Annotated in this window: 16 protein-coding genes; 10 read left to right on the forward strand and 6 right to left on the reverse strand. The window is 38.7% G+C overall.

Annotated features, from left to right (window positions below; genetic code table 11):
• A complete protein-coding gene (locus EHQ16_RS07270; RefSeq protein WP_135634304.1) occupies positions 1-2,709 on the reverse strand; it encodes a TIM44-like domain-containing protein in 2,709 nt (902 codons plus the stop codon).
• The gene (locus EHQ16_RS07275) at positions 2,702-3,193 is read right to left on the reverse strand and encodes a TerB family tellurite resistance protein (RefSeq protein ID WP_409035601.1); all 492 of its coding nucleotides are present in this window, start codon (positions 3,191-3,193) and stop codon (positions 2,702-2,704) included. The genes EHQ16_RS07270 and EHQ16_RS07275 overlap by 8 nt, the downstream gene beginning before the upstream one ends.
• A gap of 120 nt (positions 3,194-3,313) precedes the next feature.
• On the opposite strand from EHQ16_RS07275, the gene metG reads away from it, so the two are divergent.
• The 4 genes from metG to EHQ16_RS07295 are packed head-to-tail and all read left to right on the forward strand — an operon-like array spanning position 3,314 to position 7,621.
• Positions 3,314-5,359, forward strand: a complete 2,046-nt coding sequence (gene metG / locus EHQ16_RS07280) for a methionine--tRNA ligase (RefSeq protein ID WP_135634300.1) — start codon at positions 3,314-3,316, stop codon at positions 5,357-5,359.
• A 4-nt stretch (positions 5,360-5,363) separates the two neighbouring features.
• Positions 5,364-6,662, forward strand: coding sequence for an adenylate/guanylate cyclase domain-containing protein (locus EHQ16_RS07285; RefSeq protein WP_135634298.1), 1,299 nt, complete (start codon positions 5,364-5,366; stop codon positions 6,660-6,662).
• Positions 6,659-7,261 carry a phosphoribosyl-AMP cyclohydrolase gene (locus EHQ16_RS07290; RefSeq protein WP_135634296.1) on the forward strand — a complete coding sequence of 201 codons (603 nt, stop codon included), beginning with the start codon at positions 6,659-6,661 and terminating at the stop codon, positions 7,259-7,261. Before EHQ16_RS07285 ends, EHQ16_RS07290 begins: the two co-directional genes overlap by 4 nt.
• Before the next feature lie 3 nt (positions 7,262-7,264).
• Positions 7,265-7,621 carry a rhodanese-like domain-containing protein gene (locus EHQ16_RS07295; RefSeq protein ID WP_135634293.1) on the forward strand — a complete coding sequence of 119 codons (357 nt, stop codon included), beginning with the start codon at positions 7,265-7,267 and terminating at the stop codon, positions 7,619-7,621.
• A gap of 87 nt (positions 7,622-7,708) precedes the next feature.
• On the opposite strand, the gene EHQ16_RS07300 is transcribed toward EHQ16_RS07295, so the two are convergent.
• Positions 7,709-8,182 (reverse strand): nuclear transport factor 2 family protein, encoded by a 474-nt coding sequence (locus EHQ16_RS07300; protein ID WP_135634291.1) that lies wholly within the window; start codon positions 8,180-8,182, stop codon positions 7,709-7,711.
• A gap of 51 nt (positions 8,183-8,233) precedes the next feature.
• On the opposite strand from EHQ16_RS07300, the gene EHQ16_RS07305 reads away from it, so the two are divergent.
• The gene (locus EHQ16_RS07305; RefSeq protein ID WP_135634289.1) at positions 8,234-8,755 is read left to right on the forward strand and encodes an SRPBCC family protein; all 522 of its coding nucleotides are present in this window, start codon (positions 8,234-8,236) and stop codon (positions 8,753-8,755) included.
• A gap of 13 nt (positions 8,756-8,768) precedes the next feature.
• On the opposite strand, the gene EHQ16_RS07310 is transcribed toward EHQ16_RS07305, so the two are convergent.
• Positions 8,769-10,646, reverse strand: a complete 1,878-nt coding sequence (locus EHQ16_RS07310; protein WP_135634287.1) for an alpha/beta fold hydrolase — start codon at positions 10,644-10,646, stop codon at positions 8,769-8,771.
• Positions 10,647-10,737: 91 nt separating this feature from the next.
• Between EHQ16_RS07310 and thyX the strand changes: the two genes are divergently transcribed.
• The 4 genes from thyX (at position 10,738) to EHQ16_RS07330 (ending at position 15,121) form a co-directional block, all read left to right on the forward strand.
• On the forward strand, positions 10,738-11,661 hold the full coding sequence (gene thyX / locus EHQ16_RS07315; RefSeq protein ID WP_135634285.1) for an FAD-dependent thymidylate synthase: 924 nt from the start codon (positions 10,738-10,740) through the stop codon (positions 11,659-11,661).
• A gap of 70 nt (positions 11,662-11,731) precedes the next feature.
• Entirely contained in the window at positions 11,732-12,427 is a 696-nt protein-coding gene (locus tag EHQ16_RS07320; protein WP_244241967.1) for a FecR family protein, read from the forward strand.
• Positions 12,424-13,821, forward strand: coding sequence for a hypothetical protein (locus EHQ16_RS07325; protein WP_135634283.1), 1,398 nt, complete (start codon positions 12,424-12,426; stop codon positions 13,819-13,821). The genes EHQ16_RS07320 and EHQ16_RS07325 overlap by 4 nt, the downstream gene beginning before the upstream one ends.
• A 10-nt stretch (positions 13,822-13,831) precedes the next feature.
• Complete coding sequence (locus EHQ16_RS07330) at positions 13,832-15,121, forward strand: protein-disulfide reductase DsbD family protein (RefSeq protein WP_135634281.1); 1,290 nt, start codon at positions 13,832-13,834, stop codon at positions 15,119-15,121.
• A gap of 111 nt (positions 15,122-15,232) precedes the next feature.
• Here EHQ16_RS07330 and EHQ16_RS07335 read toward each other — a convergent pair whose 3' ends face one another.
• Both EHQ16_RS07335 and EHQ16_RS07340 read right to left on the reverse strand, forming a co-directional pair.
• A complete protein-coding gene (locus EHQ16_RS07335) occupies positions 15,233-16,174 on the reverse strand; it encodes an NAD(P)H-dependent flavin oxidoreductase (RefSeq protein WP_135634279.1) in 942 nt (313 codons plus the stop codon).
• Positions 16,175-16,192: 18 nt separating this feature from the next.
• Positions 16,193-16,486: a hypothetical protein gene (locus EHQ16_RS07340; RefSeq protein WP_135634277.1), complete on the reverse strand. Its 294-nt coding sequence runs from the start codon at positions 16,484-16,486 to the stop codon at positions 16,193-16,195.
• A gap of 35 nt (positions 16,487-16,521) precedes the next feature.
• Here EHQ16_RS07340 and EHQ16_RS07345 point away from each other — a divergent pair, with 35 nt between their 5' ends.
• Positions 16,522-18,474, forward strand: coding sequence for a PP2C family protein-serine/threonine phosphatase (locus tag EHQ16_RS07345; RefSeq protein WP_135634275.1), 1,953 nt, complete (start codon positions 16,522-16,524; stop codon positions 18,472-18,474).
• Positions 18,475-18,544 lie beyond the last annotated feature (70 nt).

Consider the following 18,544-nt stretch of genomic DNA (forward strand, 5'->3'; position numbering starts at 1 on the left):
TCAGATCGGTGAAATTTCTTCTAACAACCAGTCGTCCACTTTCTTAGGAATTTCTTGTTTGCAAAAGTCGCAGTGGGATGCATCTAGTTCCGGAAAAGCCGCTCCGCAATTTTGACAACTCATTTCAGAAAAACCCAAACGTGCGGAACGATCCCCCGCCAAACTCAGTTTGATTTTATTTCTTCGGTGTTCTGGGACGAGGTTTTTCCTTGTACTAGCACTCCAACGAATTTCACAAGTGATTGTTTTGGGAAGGCATTTTAAGTCCCAGTGAATGAGATGGCAAGAACCAATCACTGGTTGGAACAAGGGTTCTTTTCCCGATTCACCTAATGACTGCAATGTGTGTGTAGTGCTTTCTCGGTTCAGAACTAAACTATGGGGTAATGATTGGAACTGGATGTACTTCCAAAAAACAGCGGAAGCTCTGTCTTCCAAAATCTGTTTTGAGATTCCATCGGAATTGGGGATCCCTCTTTGGTTCGATGTAGATTCCCATTCTACCATTTGTGTGATTTCGGTTAAAACCCAGTCTGCTTCTCCCGAATTAAAAATGACCCCACAATACTGGCATTTGGTGGATTTGTGAGACTGTGGCGAGTCGGCCCCACAAGATGGGCAATGGTTATGAACCAAATCGATTTTGGGTTTGGTTGTAGCAGAAAGTTTTCTTGTAAATGAATGTACTTCTTCATAAGTTTTAGCAAAAGAAGAATGGAGTGCTTTTTGGATTTTTTCCTCCTTGGTATCTACAGAAAATGTTTGGTCTTTGGCTCGGCATCGGAGTTTGAGATGGATGGTTTGGTATTCCGGTTCCAACTCTAAGTCTAAAATTTCTACAGATAGGACTGAGAAATTTTTCATTCGATTGGTTTCTTTGTCTATCTCTTGTAACAAACGCAATTGGATGGAAAATCTTTGAAATACAGAACTAGAAAGAAAATTTCTCACTCCTTCCATATTCCCTTTATCCCAAGCAAAAACAATTTGTTCGGATATATGGATGACCTTTGTCGAAAATTCATTCCAATCAAACTTTGGATCTACCACTTGGATTTGTTTGATGATGGAGTTTTTTATCACAGTGTATTTTCGTTTTCTTTTCAATTTCGATAGGAAGACGAAACCAAAGATGAATATGCATGTGCTGAGGATACCGAGAACTACGAGATGTCCCGTGTGGCTTCCTCCGCCCGGCGCATGATAAAAAGCATTGAGAACCGCATAGGAAACGAGAAGCGGATGATAAACAATTGATTTGTTTGGTTCTCGTAACCGAATGTGGGCTGTATAATTTACAGGAATCGTTGTTTCCCAACGAATTAGAAATCCTTCTTTCGTCCATTCCGGTTGGATCGGGATGATGATGGAGTCTTTGTCAAGATAGTCCGAACAGAACTCGCAATTTTGCAAAACCAAATCAACGGAACTCGTTTCTTTGATAATTGGTGATTCACTTTCCACTTCCATTTGAAAAGATGAGAGCTCTAAGGGTTCGTTTTTTCGAACAGTAGTAATCCGAATCCAATGTTCTGTTTCTTTATTTTTTCTGTTGGAAGATTCGCCTAGTGTATGATATGCGAATGAAAATTTTGTCCCATTTGTATTTTTGATTTCTTCAGATTTTGATACACTGGCACTTAATAAATGCCAAAATGAAGTATCCAATCCTTCTAGACCGTAAACAACTAAGTAACTTGGTGCTATGGTTTGGTTCCAGAATGTCTCGCCAAATTCCCGGAAGCGGTAAAGGCCAAATTCGATTTGGAATGGATCGGAATCGGCGTTTTCTTTACTGATCTCAACTTCTGATTGGTATTGGTGACTGCCATTATTTTTTATCGATACTTTTTCTTTTAGAACATAACTTTCGTTTAGCGAATTTTGATTGGAACTATTTTGTTCTGAACCTAATCTATTCAATTTAGTAACGAGTTTAGGTAAATCAATCAAAACGAGAGAAGTGGAATTGTCGGAGGAATCCTTCAAAAGGTAATGGAGGCGATTCCCTTTCGGATTCTGTAAAATTGGTTCTTTTACATATTCGGATAATTCGGCTTCCCAACGTTCTTCATAGAGTTTCCCATTTTCAGAGATTGTGCCGGAATCCCAAGAAATTTCTAAATCTAAGGGGCCTGAGGCGGCACTTGTTTTTTCAAATCGCCAATGGATCAGGGGAATTTTTCCAATCCATTGGATGGCGTTTGCGATTTTATATTCTAATGAAATTTGGGTTTCTGGATTCTCTTTGGATTCATCCCAGTAGATATTAATAGAATCATAGTTATGCGAAATGGAAAAATTTTCTGGTGATACTTTTAAGTCTGAGATTTCCCAATTCTCTTGGCGAAAAAACTGGGTACGCCGAATTCCCAAATTCGATTGTTTTGCAAGAATCGTAAACGATTCCTTTACCAAGGCAGATCCATCTGCTTGCAGATGGACAGAGATTTTATGATCTCTGGTATTGAAATGTAGAACCGGAGATGGAGTAGGGGCGGAGTAAGAAGAAGAGGAATCACTTGATTTTGTGTTCGAAGAATTGGAAGACTTGGAACTAGAATAGGAGGAGGAACTGGACCTATAACTACTAGAGCTGGAACTAGATGAAGAAGAAGAGGATCTATAAGATTCACCCATTCCAGGTCTTGGATCGACGGATGCCGAAACAAAAATCCAAAACAGAATGAAGTAGAATCCTCTACGCAAGGTATTTCTTTTCGACCCTAACTTTGTCCATGTGACTAATTTTGAGTTCAGTTGCTAGGTCTTCCAAAAATCGTATTTCTTCCTGATTGAGAGCTCCATCGGATGCAACGATACAAACGGCATCTTCAAAAAAATTCAATGCGTACTCATCGTTATCGGAAACCACTTTCGTTATGGTTTTCATAGGAAGGGGATTTTCAAAAGTTTTAGAAAGGATATCCAAAACGGTTTTTTTCTGGGCTTGGAACCCACTTAAGAGGCAACCGGGTTCAAAGAGTACGTTCACCAGTTCTCCCACAATGTCCCCTTCTTTCTTTTTGAACTGGCCATCGGCATTGCAAGCATACGACCACAAACTGAGAAGGACTTTGGCATATTCAATATGAAGGTCACTTTCAATGTCCAGAGTCGATTGGATCGATTCCGGATGTTTGTTTTTGTTCCCTTTGACTTGTTTCAAATTTTGAACGATTTTCTTTGCCATAACAAACAGGAATTTTATTGCTTTGGATTCTCCGTTCAACTTCATTTTTTTACTCTTTTCTTGATTTTTCCTAAAAATGGGCTGAATTGGAACTTCGAATCAGGAAACTGGAATTAATCTATGCCGAAAAACATACTAGTTACAAGTGCTCTTCCCTATGCCAACGGTTCTATCCACTTAGGCCATGTATTGGAAGCAGTCCAAACAGATATATGGGTACGTTTCCAAAAGTTAGTTGGGAACAGTTGTTATTTTTTCTGTGCCGATGACACGCACGGAACTCCCATTATGATTGCCGCAAAAAAAGCAGGCAAAACTCCCGAATCCATGATTGAAGAGGTTCAGAAGGAACATTACAAGGATCTATCTGCCTTTGGCGTTTCGTATGATAACTATTATACGACAAATTCTGATGAGAATAAAAAATACTCTGAATCCATTTATCTTACTTTAAAGAAAAAGGGACATATTGTTGCCCGTAACATTGAACAGTCGTATTGCGAACATGACAAAATGTTTCTTCCCGATCGATTCATCAAAGGAACATGTCCTAAATGTGGTTCCAAAGACCAATACGGTGATTCATGTGAAGTTTGCGGAACTAGTTATTCTCCAAAAGATTTAAAAGATTCCTATTGTTCGATTTGTGGAACAACACCAGTCCTTAAAGAATCCAAACATTTGTTTTTTAAACTCCAAGACTTCCAATCCCAACTCCAAACTTGGATCGAAGAAGAAAGTCGTATGCACGAAGGAGCTCAGAAAAAACTAAAGGAATGGTTTACCTCTGGGTTACAAGAATGGGATATCAGTCGTGATGGCCCTTACTTTGGTTTTGCGATTCCAGAAGAAGAAAACAAATATTTTTATGTTTGGTTGGATGCACCGATCGGGTATATGGCGTCTGCTATGAACTTTTTGAAAGATGAAAAGAAGTTCAACGAGTTTTGGAAAGACGGAAAAGGTGAAATTGTTCACTTCATTGGAAAGGACATTTTGTACTTTCATGGACTCTTTTGGCCAGCGATGCTTATGGGCTCGGATTACCAAACTCCATCCCAACTCAATGTTCATGGATTTTTAACTGTGAATGGAGAAAAAATGTCCAAATCAAGAGGGACATTTATCAATGCTTCTACCTTTGTAAAATTTTTGGACGTAGAACATTTCCGGTTTTATCTTGCCTGTCGATTGGGCCCCGGAATGGAAGATGTGGATATTTCTTTCGACGATTTTGTCTCACGGGTCAATTCCGATCTAATTGGAAATTTAGTGAATTTGGTCTCTCGAGTTTCCACTTCCATTCTAGACAAAATGGATCGGAAGTTGGGTAGTCTTTCTGTCGAAGGAAAATCTTTAGTTCAGGATCTTCTTTCCAAAGATGCAGAAATTCGGGAAGCCTATGATTCGCGTAACTATTCTAAGGTGATGCGAGAAATTACAGGGCTTGGCGATAAGGTTAACAAATATGTAAATGATTATGCTCCTTGGAACCTCATCAAAACCGATGTGGAAAAGGCAAGAGAGGTGGTGACCACATCTCTTAACTGTGCAAAGATTCTTTTTACTTATTTGGCTCCGGTAACACCAAATATAGTGAATTCCGTTGCTTCCTTGTTTCAAGTTACGAATTTAAGTTTTTTAAATTTGAACGAAACTTTGGAAAACAAAGTCCTTGGGCCGTACCAAATGTTATCAAAACGAGTAGAGGAAAAAAATATTTCACTTATGATTCAGGAAACCAAAGAAGCATTTGAAAAGGCAAATCCAGAGAAGTCTAAACAAGAACAGGGAAAAACACAAAACTCTGATTCAGGTTCTGCGACTGTGTCTGAAGATGGTTTTATCACTATCGATGAACTTTCTAAAGTGGAACTCCGGGTTGGCCAAATTCAGGAAGCAAACCCTGTGGAAGGCGCCGACAAACTTCTGTTTGTAAAAGTAAATTTGGGAGAAAAGGGAATCAAAAATGTATTTGCTGGAATTAAAGCCAGTTATACAGCCGAAGAGTTGGTTGGAAAAAAAGTGGTGGTGGTAGCAAACTTGAAACCTCGCCAAATGAAATTCGGCCTATCGGAAGCAATGTTACTTGCATCAGGAAAAGACAAAACCTTGTCTTTGTTTGTTCCTGATCGTGATGCCAATCCAGGTGACCTTTTAAAATAATTTTATGGCAACAAAGTCGGAACAAATCTTACGGGAGAAGGAGATCGAAGGGATAAAATTTAGCCTCTATGGCAAAATTATCATCTTTTCCCTTTTGACTATCGGGACTTTCTTTGTTGCCCAAACTTTATTTGAAATATTAACCATCACCATAATTTCCTTAGCTTTAAATGTAGTTCTCTATATTTTATCCAAGTTTTTAAAACAAGGGAAATTCGTTGCCTTTGTCGGATTGTTTTGTGTTGTGATTGATTTATTCATCATCACCATCCTCCCGTTTATTTGGTACAATGCCGTTGGTGGTGAATCACAAGTCCCAAGAACGTATTTAATCAAAACATACTTACACTTTATCATTGCTGGTACTCTTGTGATGAATGCCTTTAGCATCCAACCCATTTACCCAATGATTTATGCACTAGGGGTTGTGGTTAGCCAAGCTGGACTTTTAATTTATGCGCAACAAGATCCAAGATTTGTGAGTACGGAAAGTTTTAAAGAGGCCTTTCTTGGGCCAGCGGCTCACGTAAATAATTATATTTTCACTATGGGAATCATCGGTGTCCTCGGGTTCTTTTTAGCTTTTCTTACTTATCGTGTTAGGCGAACAATTTATTCTGCCGTGAATAATGAAGTGAAAATGAATCAACTTTCCAGGTACTTTTCACCAAATGTGGTAGAAGAAATGAACCAGGCAGAAGATGATTTTTTCAAACCTGGTGGTAAAGAAACAACAATTGCTGTTTTGTTTTGTGACATCGTTGGGTTCACACAAATCTCAGAAACCCTTGGACCTGAAAAAACCATGTCCTTACTTTCCGAATACCATAGTTTTATGTTAGATGTGGTTTTTGAACATAGGGGAACACTCGATAAGTTTATTGGTGATGGGATGATGGTCACTTTTGGAACTCCAACTCCTGGGAAAGAGGATGCAACCAATGCAGCGAGAGCCGGGGTTGCGATGATAAAAGCACTGTCGCTTTGGAACCAGAAACGAGAAACATCTGCTGAAAAACCCATCGCCATTCGTATTGGAATTCATTACGGACCGGTAATTGTGGGCAATGTGGGTGTGGAGAAACGATTGGAATACACTGTCATTGGCGATACTGTGAATGCAGCGAGTCGATTGGAAACTTTAGGAAAGGAATTAAAACGAAATTTTCTCATTTCAAAAGAATTGTATGATCAGATTTCTCTGGAATTTAGACAAAATTTAAAAACCAAATCTATGGGTACTTTATCTCTTCGTGGAAAAACAAAAACTACAGAAATTTTATCTGTGGAGACAAATTTATGATCCAACTTCCCAAAGAAAAAGAAATCACTATCATCTCCAAACCTTCCTTTGACTCTAAAGAAGTCAGTTTAAAAGTGGTTGATTCCCAATTTGCACAAAAATTTGTAGATCAATTTGAATTTGGCAAAAAACAATTGTTCGTTGATTGTGATGAAGATGCATTACTCGAAATTGATCCTAGTCTGAATTCCTCAAACAAACTTTTGTTATGGGAATCGGGAAGTTTAAAAATAACGGAAGAAGAATGGATTTCTTTTCAAAAAACAATTCCCCCTCTTTCCCCATTTTTGGCCCAAGATATTTCAGGAAAAGATTTGATGTTGGCCTGGGGGAAAAAGGAAAGTCTTCTCTCCGCAGTAGAATCTGGCCTTGGAACTTACTACAGTCGTTCGAGAAATGGAAAGTGGGTGAAAGGCGAAGAGTCGGGGCACCTTCAGAATTTATCTGCCATCTATGTACATTCTAATCCCTTTTTTATCCAATACATTACCAATCAAATTGGTGCTGCTTGTCATACAGGTTATTATTCTTGTTTTTTTCGTGAACTTGGTCTGAATGATTCTATTTCCTTCGTCTATCCTAACAAAGTAGGAGTATAATTTTTGAATCGCATTGTTATTATCGTTTTAGTTGTTATTTGTGTTATCTTTCTTGTTTATAAATTAAAATCAGTATTTGGCGTAAACCAAACCCAATTGAAAGAAAAAATTGATGCTGGTGCTTTGGTTGTGGATGTAAGAACCGTTGCCGAATTCCAATCAGGTCATTTTCCTGGAGCGGTCAATATTCCGGTAGATGAGGTTTCGAAACGATTGGATGAATTTGGAGATAAAAACAAAGCGATCGTTGTCTACTGCGCATCAGGTGGTCGCAGTGGGAGTGCAAAATCTTTTTTGGAATCCATTGGATACTCTGACGTTACAAACGCAGGTGGACTCTCCAATATGCCAAACCCATAATCGGCATACAAAGTAGATATCAAATAGGGAAAACAATTGGTTTGAATTAGAAACCAATTTGGATTCCCTATTTTACCAACTAACAAACTACATACGTTTTCTTTTCATATACAATTGTAATCCAGTCACTGCTTCTTTCTTTACCTTGTTGCCGAGAGCCGGCCACCAACCGAGAAAATATCCAACGGGGCCCATGGCCATTCCGAGCCACTTCCACATAGAAAACTGATCTTTATGAACAAGGATCCTTCCATCTTTAAAAGTAAAGTTTGCATGGATTTTGTTTTGGATCGTTCTGCCTGTTTTACTAAAATTATAGTCTGCTTCCCAATCAGCAGAACCTTTGGTGTCATCGGCTTTGATATTGGAAAAACGAATGGTTAAGTTTTGGCTTTTTTCGACTAACATAAGCCACATAGCTCCCGCTTCTTTTCCTTTCAATTGACCAAAGGCAGGATCTTGGAATTCGATATCTGGGTGGTAACAACCCACCATGGTTTGTGCATCCTTGTTTTGGAAGGCTGTGTAAAACTTTTGAATTAACTGTTCATTTGCATGCATTGTGGAAAAGATTATGATTGATCAATCTAAGACTTAGCAAGAAAAAAAGTTATGAAACGAATTGTTCTCTTTGCTTTTGGAACCAGTTTTTTACTCATCGGCCTCGTTGTTCTTTTTTTAGCTGTTGGTTTTTTCCAAGATCCTAAATTCCATTCAGAAACCAGTGAATGGTTGAAAGCAGAACCTGAGGACATCTGGGCTTATATCACGGATGTGCGTGACCTTCCCAATCGCCGCAAGGAAGTGGTTGCTATCAAAATTTTAGAAACTAGGCCAGACGGTACGATTACAAAATGGGAAGAAACACCAGATATGGGTGGGTATATGATTTTTGAACTTCGAGAGTCCATTCCAAACAAACTTTGGAAAATTGAACTGACGGATGCGAGTTTTAAAATGCGTGGGTCTTGGACTTATACTTTGGAAAGAAAGATTCCAGGAACTGTGATCACCATCACGGAAGACTCGGAAATCACAAGTATTCCTGTGCGAGGTGCCTATTTTCTTGCCGGTCGGGATGCCACTCTTCAAAAAGAGATGGAACTCATCCGCAACCGGTTTAGCGGACGTTAGGGGAATATCGGGATTATTTTAATCCTTGGATCCATTCATCGATCCCTTTACAAATTTTTCTGACCGTTTCTCCGTGAAAGATGATTCCAAGGTGGCCTTGTTCATAATAAGTGATCACCTTGTTTTCTGATTTCAGATCTTTTAGTTCCGTTAAACTTTCTTCCGGAACAATTTTATCAACCGTACCCACTACACTGTAAATAGGCATATTGAAATTGTTTAGAAAGTTTTCGGTATAATTGATACGACCATCGTTTGACCAGAAACTTCGTTCGTTAGAGATTTGACTTTGGAAAAACTGCATAATCACAGAAACTGATTCTTCGCAAAACACATCTTCCATGAGAAAATACCATTCTGGAGGAGTGATCTCTTTATAACCCACAAAGTCTTTGATAGTTAAAACTTTGGTTCCAATATTATAACTAAAACTTCTTAAACTCGAATGAAGATTCAATATGAGTTTAAAGAATTTTTTTAAGTCAATGGTTTGGATGGTGGCTTGCATGGAAAAACTTGCCATACTCAAAATCATATCCGATATCATTTTATGCGGGAGCATGCTGAATCCACGTTTCAAAGTATCAAGTCCGATGAAGTTGGATTTTAAGCTGATATAGTTAGGCGAAGTAATGGAAACAATCCCTGCAATGTATTCTTCTGGTTGTGGTAAATTGAACTCTTCTTTGAGTTCTTTGATTTTATCGTAAGAAGAAACATAAAAACGAGGGATCATTCCACCCATACTGTGGCCGAGTACGACTGTCCTTTCACTCGGGTAGTGCCAACGGATCCAACGTAAAATTTCAGGAAAGTCATCCTGGATGTAATTATCAACCGTCCATCCTTCTTTTTTTCCATGTTTAGGCATGGTTTGTCTGGATCTTCCTCGCATATCCATCAGAAAAACTCGGTATCCGTATTTGAGTGCGAGTTCTTTTGCCAGTTTGTCCATCACAGATCGTCTGCAGAAAAATCCAGGAATGAGTAATAGATTTTTTCCTGTGTTGTTTAATTTCTCTGGGGTAAAACTTTTTAAGGAAACCGCATAACCATCAGTAGTTGGAATGATAAAAGATGCATCCATTCTATATTCAATATTATACTGGTGGGATTTGAATATAATCGACGTGACCGGTTCTTTTTGGTCTTTTGTTGTTGTGTAAAACAAGTTTCTAGAATTAGAAACAGTATCCGCTTTTTCGATATTCTTTTGAGCAATGTAATGGTCGTTCCCTGATTCCATTTCTTTTGCTACCACAAACTCAATCACATCAAACAAAGAATAAAGTTGGAGAGTGAGGGGACGAACCTTGTCTTCAGGAATTGGATCTTTAGTAATTCCCCATAAAATTCCAATTGGATTTTCGTTCACAAAAAGTGGAATCCCAATGGCGTGGTTCATTGTTTCTGAGAGTAAAACTTTTTTCTCAGGATGGATTTCTTCCTCTTTTAAGTTAACAAAGGTAACTTCCGGTCTAAGGCCTTTATTAAAATCAATGATAGATTTACGGATGAACCTTGCAGACTCATTCCTTGGATCTGCTAGATGGATGGGGCGGGATTTTTTGATGTATTCTTCGATCCCTGGAATTCGGCGTCGCTCTGCAATTTCTTTGAGTTTGAAGTGAGTGGCTGTGGCCACAATTTTCATTTCTTCTTGGTCGATGACTTCAAAAATAGAAAAATTAAAAATGGGGTCATCGTTGAAATCCACGAGAGAAACCATTTTATTTGTGAAGGATTGCCAAATATTTTCCAAAAATTGGAACGTAGGTTTTGGCACCGGGAAAATGTAAATTTTATCCGGGTTTACCATGAGACTTTTATTGCTGTCTCGGGAGGAAATTTTGATCAAACGATCTTCCAACGAATTTTCTTCAAGTGCCATTTAGCATCCTTTCTATTTATCAGGCAATACGGGTGCGCTATACTCTATTTTCGACTTTTCATCTGCCTGTGAACTAAAAAATAAAGCTAATATGCAACAATCTGATTTCGAATCCATTTCAAGAGTATCCGTTCCCGAATTAGACTCCATTTTAGGAAAACCATTTCCGGTTTTGGATGATGGGTTTGTCAGACTCGTTGATTACATGGGATCTGATGAATCAATCGTTCAGGCCGCACGCGTTTCGTACGGAAAAGGAACAAAAAAAGTTAGTGAGGATCGTGGACTCATTCGGTATCTTATGCGCCACCGCCATAGCACTCCGTTTGAAATGTGCGAACTAAAGCTACATGTTCGTGTTCCTATGGACACTTGGCGTCAGTGGATCCGCCACCGTATGGCAAATGTCAATGAATACTCTACGCGTTACTCCGTAGCCATCGACTCAGCACAAACCACACTTCCTGGAGAATGGCGAATCCAATCTGTGGGAAACAAACAAGGTAGTAATGGATATTTAGAATTATCCAAAGGTGACCACCTAACAAAAAGAGAAACTGAATACCAAAAATTTGCTTCTGAAATTTATAATGAAAGATTAGAGATGGGTGTGGCGCGGGAACAAGCTAGAAAAGATTTACCACTAGCCACTTACACAGAAGCGTATTGGAAAATTGACTTACATAACTTACTTCATTTTTTGGCACTTCGTATGGATGATCATGCGCAATTGGAAGTTCGTTTGTTTGCAAAAACCATTGGAGAACAAATCGTACAAAAGTGGGTTCCGAATGCTTGGGAAGCATTTGTCGACTACCGTCTGTCTGCCCTCAATTTGACTAAATATGACACAGAAATCATCAATGCTCTGAATACTTCCGGGAAAGAAGGTGCTAAAAAGAAGGCAATCGAACTAGGTTTGTTAGATGAACAAGGTTCCACCGCTAAAAAAAGCAGAGAACGTGAGGAATTAGAGTACAAATTGAAAGATATGGGTTTTGCCATTCCTTGGTAGAAAATTTGTAATGTAAATTTATTGATAAAATTGATTGATAAATTTTTTCAATGTGGTTGTTAGAAGGATTATGAGCCTCAGAATCTTTCTAACCCTTTGTTCCATCCTTCTAACTAGTGTTTCCCTTTCTGCGGAAGAATTTGCAGTGGCAACTTTTACCCGCGGTAAGGTAAGTTTTCTTGCTGCTACTGATTCCTCCAAACTTTGGAAAACACTCAAAGTCAATGATGTTCTGAAACCAGGGGATAGAATCAAAACTGGCAACGGATCTAAAGTGGATTTTTTCTACAAAGAAACAGAAATCCGAATCCAACCAAACACTGACTTTACGCTAAAAGAGTGGGATTCCGATAAAAAAATCGCAAAAGCTTATGTAGAAAAAGGGGCAGCTTGGTTTCGGGTTAGTAACTTCAAAAAAGGAAATTTTGAGGCATCCACTCCAACAACAACAGCAGGTGTACGGGGAACCGCTTTCGGAGTGTTCTACGAAGAGAAAGAGAAAAAAGGTTATACTTGTGTTTGTGAAGGTCTTGTTAACATCAATGGAACTGAATTTGCAAAAGGCAGTGGCGGTGCTGTTAAATTAGGTGCCACTGATTTGGAAAAAAATGATTACAAAGAACTAATCACGAAAGAAGGTGCTACCATCAAGTTCAAGGAAAAACGAAAAGACAATCCTATGTTGTCTCGTTGCCTTCCATGTCATAAACCAGTAGGTTGGGAAGATAATAGTTTTACTCCGGACGAAACTTACGGTAAAAAGTGAAATTTTTTTTTAGGCTATTTTTATTAACAATCCTCGTCACTAGTTCTTTGTTTGGTGATGAGGTTGTCACAACGAAAAAAGACGAACCAGATGGTTACTATGGATTAAAATTAGGAGCCATCCTCACACCTACTTTATCCTATCGGGTTCGAGACAAAGCATCTGGAACGACTGATTTATCCCCTTCAGACAAAGCAGGTTTTTCCCTCCCTTGGACAATGATTACGATGTCGAAAGAATGGGAAGATACCGGCATCAAAGCAGAGTTTTGGGGTGAAATCCTCCGTAATGATGCATTAACCAATGACACTTTAGCTGGTACTGGCAATAAATCCAATCCTTATGTATTTCTTGTTAGGCGCGCAAATCTCGCAAAAACATTTGAAATAGGAAACACAAAACACCAAATTCAATTGGGAATGTTTGAACTACCACATATGTTTTCTGTTTGGTCAGGAAACTATGATTGGCGTTACTTTGATAAATCACCATTGGAATCTATGGGTTTTGCAAAAGATCCTGTAGATCTTGGAATCAATTATATCCTTCGTTGGAATTCCTTTTCTGTCCAAACAGCGGTCGTCAACGGGGAAGGTTACCGCAACACACAAAATACGACTAATACAGGTTATGATGTGATTGGAAAATTAGGTTGGGAACCAACTTGGTCTGAAAATCTTAAAACGGGGCTCCATGTTTTGGGCAGAGCATCGAATGCCTTTGGTTATGCGAGTGATGAATGTAGGGAAGGAAAAACAAGTTGTCTTGCCAGTGATGGAAATCTTGCCACAAGAAAACAGGGAAGTGTTTCTCTCAACCAGGAACAAGTGGTAGCAGTCGAATCACACTTAGTTTGGAGAGAAATCCTCAACTTAGGTCTTGGTGGTATGGCAAAAAAACGTTTAGGTGGGGAAATCGTAGATCGTTTGTCTCCTTATGCACCTGCTATAAAAGTACCAGAAACAACCGGTCGAGGAGCTTACCTTTGGGTTGGGCTTGGAAATAAAACCCTTCGTTTAGTCGCTCGCGGAGAAATTGCCACTGGTGGCCCAGCTCCCGGCCTCCAAGCCACAGAAACAGTAGAAAAGGAACCATGGCTCCGATTCAAACCAGGAACGGTAGATCCTCTGTATTCCAACAAGTCACATTATATCAGCCAACAAATTTTTGGGGAATGGTTTATGACCCCGTCAGCAAGGCTTGCTTTGGGATATACGGAGGTACGTTCGTTTGATTCTATAGGAGAGCCAAATAAATGGTATGTAGACAGTACCGGCGAGGCGTCAAATCGTGTCGAATATATAGAACAGTTTTCTAAACAGACAACGCATCCCATCTCCGAATATGGTAGATTGGATCGGAGCATTGTTTTGAAAGCCACAGCTACGTTCTAAGACAGAGAGTATGGTATCTGAAATCCAATCCTTTATTGAAGCCCAATTGTCTTCTGGCTCTTTTTCGTTTTTAAGCATTTTCTTTTTGGCATTGGGAGGTCTTTTGGCCGGACTTTTGCCTTGTGTGTATCCCTTGTATCCTATTACGGCAGGGATTTTAAAGTCCCGGGTTTCCAAACACAAATGGTCTCATCCACTCGTTTACTACATTGGTCTTGCGACAATGTATGCGGTCTTTGGACTCGTTGCGGGTTTCAGTGGAGGGGCGTTTAATTCCTTTTTACGTTACCCTGAAACACAAGTGGTTCTCGCCATTTTGTTATTCATTTTGGGGCTCAGTGTCGCAGAATTTTTATACTTTCCCTTTTTCTCTGGTGACCTAAGAAATTCGGTAAACGTAAGTTATGCGAATACATTCTTTTTAGGAATTGGTGCTGGTCTACTTTCCTCTCCTTGTGTAGGACCAGTCGTTGTTTCAATCCTAGTCCAACTCATTACCTACCAAACAGAAGGGTTTAGCGTAATACCGATCCTTTTCACATCTTTAAAAATGTTTGTTTTTGGTTTGGGGCTTGGAATTCCTTTTTTGCTCATAGGTGTTTTTGGATTTGCCTTACCTAAGTCTGGTAAGTGGATGAAGTCAGTACAATGGATTCTTGCTCTACTCATTTTGTATTTTTCCTATACTTATTTGGAAAAGGCTTTTGGACTTTGGGGTTTGGATGTGAGTCTCGCGGCCAAAGTATTTCTCGTTTGGACTCTAACCCTTAGTTTTCTCTACTTACAAAAAAAAGAGGGCCTTCCTTATGAGAAAATGAAACTCTCTCTTTTACAATTGGGTGCCTATACCTCGCTAATTGTTTTGATCCTACTTTTACAATCGGGTGTTTCTAAGTTTTCCTCAGCGTCACCTGGTGCGGGATTAAGTTCAATTCCAACAGAGGTGCATGGGAATTTAGAATGGTTCAGGTCAAAAGAAGAAATATACCGAATCGCTAAAGAAACTGGGAAACCGATATTTATCGATTTTTATGCAGACTGGTGTACGAACTGTAAAGAGTTTCAAAAACTCACTCTAACGCATAAGGAATGGAATGAAACTTTCAAAAACAAAGCCGTTCTTTGGAAGGTGTATGACACAGATCCTATTTTTGAAGAATTTGCAAACGATCCGCGTTATCAAGAATTGAAAATTGGATTACCTTTCTTTTTGATTTTAGATGCCGATGGCAAAATGATTTATAAATCGAATGATTATTTAGATACGAAAGGAATGATAGAAGCTGTTCAGAAATTTTAAGTTTTCAAGCTTTTTTGAATGAGAAATTGATCAGGAAACACGGTAAATCAAATTACGTCTGTACTTTTGTAAAACGAACCGGCCAATCTGACCGATTCGCATGATTGTTGTTTAGCGAGGGAGGTGATTGACTGTAGCCAAATACTCAGCTGCAATTTCTTTTACGATTTCGCCTGCAGGTTTTACTTCTTCAATCTGTGCCACACCTTGCCCCGCAGACCAAATATCTCTCCAACGTTTGTATTCCTGTTCAATGGCTTTTTCTCCACCGGCATGACCCGCCGCAATTTTTTTCGGGCCGTCCTCTAGAATTTCGGGAGAACGTTCTACTGATTTTGACAACCAATTGGCTGGGATTCCGGAAATTTTTTCAGTATAAACAATTTCATCAGGACTAGAATCAATTAACATTTGTTTGTATTCATTCTGTGCTTTGGATTCGGGAGTTGCAATAAAACGAGTTCCGATATAAACTGCATCAGCTCCCAAAGACAATGCTGCTGCCATTTGTGATCCAGTAGAGATGGCTCCCGCTGCTATCACTGGTAGGCCTACTTCTTTTTTTAAGTAAGGAATGAGAGCAAAAGGCGTGATGGCTCCTGCATGTCCTCCTGCTCCTTGTGATACAGCAATGAGTGCATCTGCCCCAGACTTTGCGACAATGTTCGCGTGTTTGAGTGTGGTGACATCACAGAACAAAGTGGATCCGTTGGATTTGATTTCTTTTGCGATGGTTCTAGGTGTTCCAAGACTTGTAATGATGAGTTCTACTTTTAAATCCATAACCACTTCGAATTGTTTGGCCCAATTGGGGTTATGTTCTTTGTGAAGGATGAGGTTAACACCAATTGGTTTTTTGGTTTTGGAACGAATTTCAAGGATTCCTTCTCTTAACTGTTCTGGTGTTCTATAGTTCAAGGAAGGAAAACATCCAATCCCCCCGGCTTCCGAGACAGCAACCACTAACTCCGGGTAGGAGACGAGGAACATTGGTGCAGCGATGATAGGTAGGTCAATTTTCAGCATTTCACTGATTTTTGTTTTGATTTTCATAAATCTCCTGTTATACGATTATGGTTGAGTTGGTTTTGGGGTCAGATTGGGTAGTTCAGCAGGGTATCTTCCCGTACGAGGGATACAACTCATCGCAAAACCTTGGATAATGTAACAAATGGAATCTTTAGAAATACATTTCAAAGATTTCTGGTATTCTTGCCCGTCAATTTCCGTGGCGAGGGAATAACATTCCAGTTTGTCTTCCACGAATAGTTCTTGGGGAGTTTTCTCTTGGGCCATAAGCGCGGTAAGAGACAATAATAGAAAGGTGAGTGGGTAAAAAAATGATGGGAATCGATTGCGATTCATTGAACGTATCCTGCTAGTCCTATAGGAACCAAATTTTGAAAGAAGTCAAATCATATAAATCGATTCAAACTCTCTTACTGTTTGTTCTTTATTTAGGGTTTGTGATTTTATTTTACGGATGTTTCGATTTAGATTCGGAAACCAAACCGGATGAGAAGTTCCAACAATCCGTTTATCTTTTGGATAGGTATTATTTTTGGTCTCCAGTAGAGATTCAAGATCCAAATTCGATTCCTAACAATGTTTGGCGAAAATTCGAACCCCATCAGTTGGGATTGAACCCACAAGAAAATCAGTTTCTCTATATCAAATTCAGTGATCAGTTTGTTAGGCAACTGAGTAGTCCTGTCCTTTCCATTGGGATTGCCTTAGAGCAGTTTAAACTTTTTCAAGGAGAAGAGTTGGTTTTTGAATCAAAACTCCAGGATCATATTTTTCCTTACATCATTCCTCTCAAACAAAATCCTTCAGGTTCTCTCATCTTTCAATTCCGTTCAAGATACAAAGGTTTTATTGGAATGGACCGCGAAGTTTTTTTTAAAGATCATTCACAAGCTTTGGTGGATTTGTTTTTAGATAATTTTTCGGAAACTTTTTTTGCTCCCATTTTACTCATCCTTTCTATTATCTTTTTTGGATTTTATTTTTTAAGGAAAAGAGAAATTATATTTTTTAATTTTTCGATTCTATTGTTTTCAGCCTTTTTAATCGAAGTATTGAATGGTTTTGTTGGGTTTTCACTGAGCCAGTTTTCTTATTTGATAGTCCCTCTTACTTATTTGAATTTTGCTTTTTTTCCCTTTGCACTTTTACTTTTTCTCATTGGAATTTTTCCTCCATTCTTTCGGAACTTATTTAAGATACTCGCGAGTCTTCATTTAATTGTTTTTTTTATATCCTTAGTAAGTAATTTTGAAGATGGGATTTCCTACCTCAATAGTGAAAATGATTACCAGTGGATGATTGCTGTTGAAGGGATCGTTGCGATTTTTTCTTCTATTTATGTTTTAATCAAAGGAAACAAAAACCTTCGAACCATTACCTTAGGATTACTTTTTATTGTTGTTGGTGGACTTCATGACATTTTGGTGGATCTTGAATTTTTAGATTATGGGGTTCGACTCATCCATTATAGTTTTATTTTAATGCTGATACTATTTGGATTTTATGTTTTTAAACATTACCTGGAGTTATTACATTCTATTAGTCGAATGAATGCGGAACTGCGGACAAAAAATAAGGAATTACAAAGACTCATCCAAATAGATAAGGATTTAGCATTAGCCCATGCACTCCAAAAATCACTGTTATCATCCAAATATAATGAAGACGATCGGATTCGGATCATTGGGTTTTCGCAAAACTTAGAATCGGTGGGTGGTGATTATTTTGACCATACAAAAGATAGTATGGGGAATTGGGCCATCCTTATGGCAGATGTTTCTGGGCATGGAATTTCTTCTGCTATGGTCGCTGCTATGTCTAAAATGGCCTTTGTGGGTGCAAGTGCCTATTTACAATTCCCTTCTCGTGTTTTCCATTCGATGAACAGGCATTTGGTTGGAAAAACAAAAAACTTATTTATCACAGCATCTTATGTATTCATTGATACAGAATCTTATACGGCCACATTTAGTAATGCAGGCCATCCAGGTTTTTTTCTGATTCGGAATTCGGAGTCAAATATCATTCATTTGAATGTGAAAGGAAAACCATTAGGTTTGTTTTCCCATTTACCTTATGCAGAAGAAACTGTAACACTTGAGCCAGGTGATAAAATTTTACTCTACACCGATGGAATCTTTGATTTGTTAAATGAGGCAGGCGATAGTTTTGGTGAAGAAAAACTTAAATCGTTGTTATGGGACAACCGATACCAAAAATTCCAAGATCTAGCAAAGGTCATCCAAGATTCTCTTTTTAAATTTTCAGCAGGATGGAAATACCAAATGGATGATTTGAGTTTCCTTCTTTTGGAAATTAAATAAAGCTAACGAATTAAGAACAAACAAATGAACCAACGATTCTTGGTTTGTATTTAGTGATTTGCTCATCAAT

It is taken from the genome of Leptospira kanakyensis (genome assembly GCF_004769235.1).
Classification (GTDB): domain Bacteria; phylum Spirochaetota; class Leptospiria; order Leptospirales; family Leptospiraceae; genus Leptospira_A; species Leptospira_A kanakyensis.

Bases quoted from the DNA above. Each gene is read 5' to 3' on its own strand.
- EHQ16_RS07275 (WP_409035601.1), bottom strand. From the start codon at position 3,193: ATGGCAAAGAAAATCGTTCAAAATTTGAAACAAGTCAAAGGGAACAAA.
- metG (WP_135634300.1), top strand. From the start codon at position 3,314: ATGCCGAAAAACATACTAGTTACAAGTGCTCTTCCCTATGCCAACGGT.
- EHQ16_RS07285 (WP_135634298.1), top strand. From the start codon at position 5,364: ATGGCAACAAAGTCGGAACAAATCTTACGGGAGAAGGAGATCGAAGGG.
- EHQ16_RS07290 (WP_135634296.1), top strand. From the start codon at position 6,659: ATGATCCAACTTCCCAAAGAAAAAGAAATCACTATCATCTCCAAACCT.
- EHQ16_RS07300 (WP_135634291.1), bottom strand. From the start codon at position 8,182: ATGCATGCAAATGAACAGTTAATTCAAAAGTTTTACACAGCCTTCCAA.
- EHQ16_RS07305 (WP_135634289.1), top strand. From the start codon at position 8,234: ATGAAACGAATTGTTCTCTTTGCTTTTGGAACCAGTTTTTTACTCATC.
- EHQ16_RS07310 (WP_135634287.1), bottom strand. From the start codon at position 10,646: ATGGCACTTGAAGAAAATTCGTTGGAAGATCGTTTGATCAAAATTTCC.
- thyX (WP_135634285.1), top strand. From the start codon at position 10,738: ATGCAACAATCTGATTTCGAATCCATTTCAAGAGTATCCGTTCCCGAA.
- EHQ16_RS07320 (WP_244241967.1), top strand. From the start codon at position 11,732: ATGAGCCTCAGAATCTTTCTAACCCTTTGTTCCATCCTTCTAACTAGT.
- EHQ16_RS07330 (WP_135634281.1), top strand. From the start codon at position 13,832: ATGGTATCTGAAATCCAATCCTTTATTGAAGCCCAATTGTCTTCTGGC.
- EHQ16_RS07335 (WP_135634279.1), bottom strand. From the start codon at position 16,174: ATGAAAATCAAAACAAAAATCAGTGAAATGCTGAAAATTGACCTACCT.
- EHQ16_RS07340 (WP_135634277.1), bottom strand. From the start codon at position 16,486: ATGAATCGCAATCGATTCCCATCATTTTTTTACCCACTCACCTTTCTA.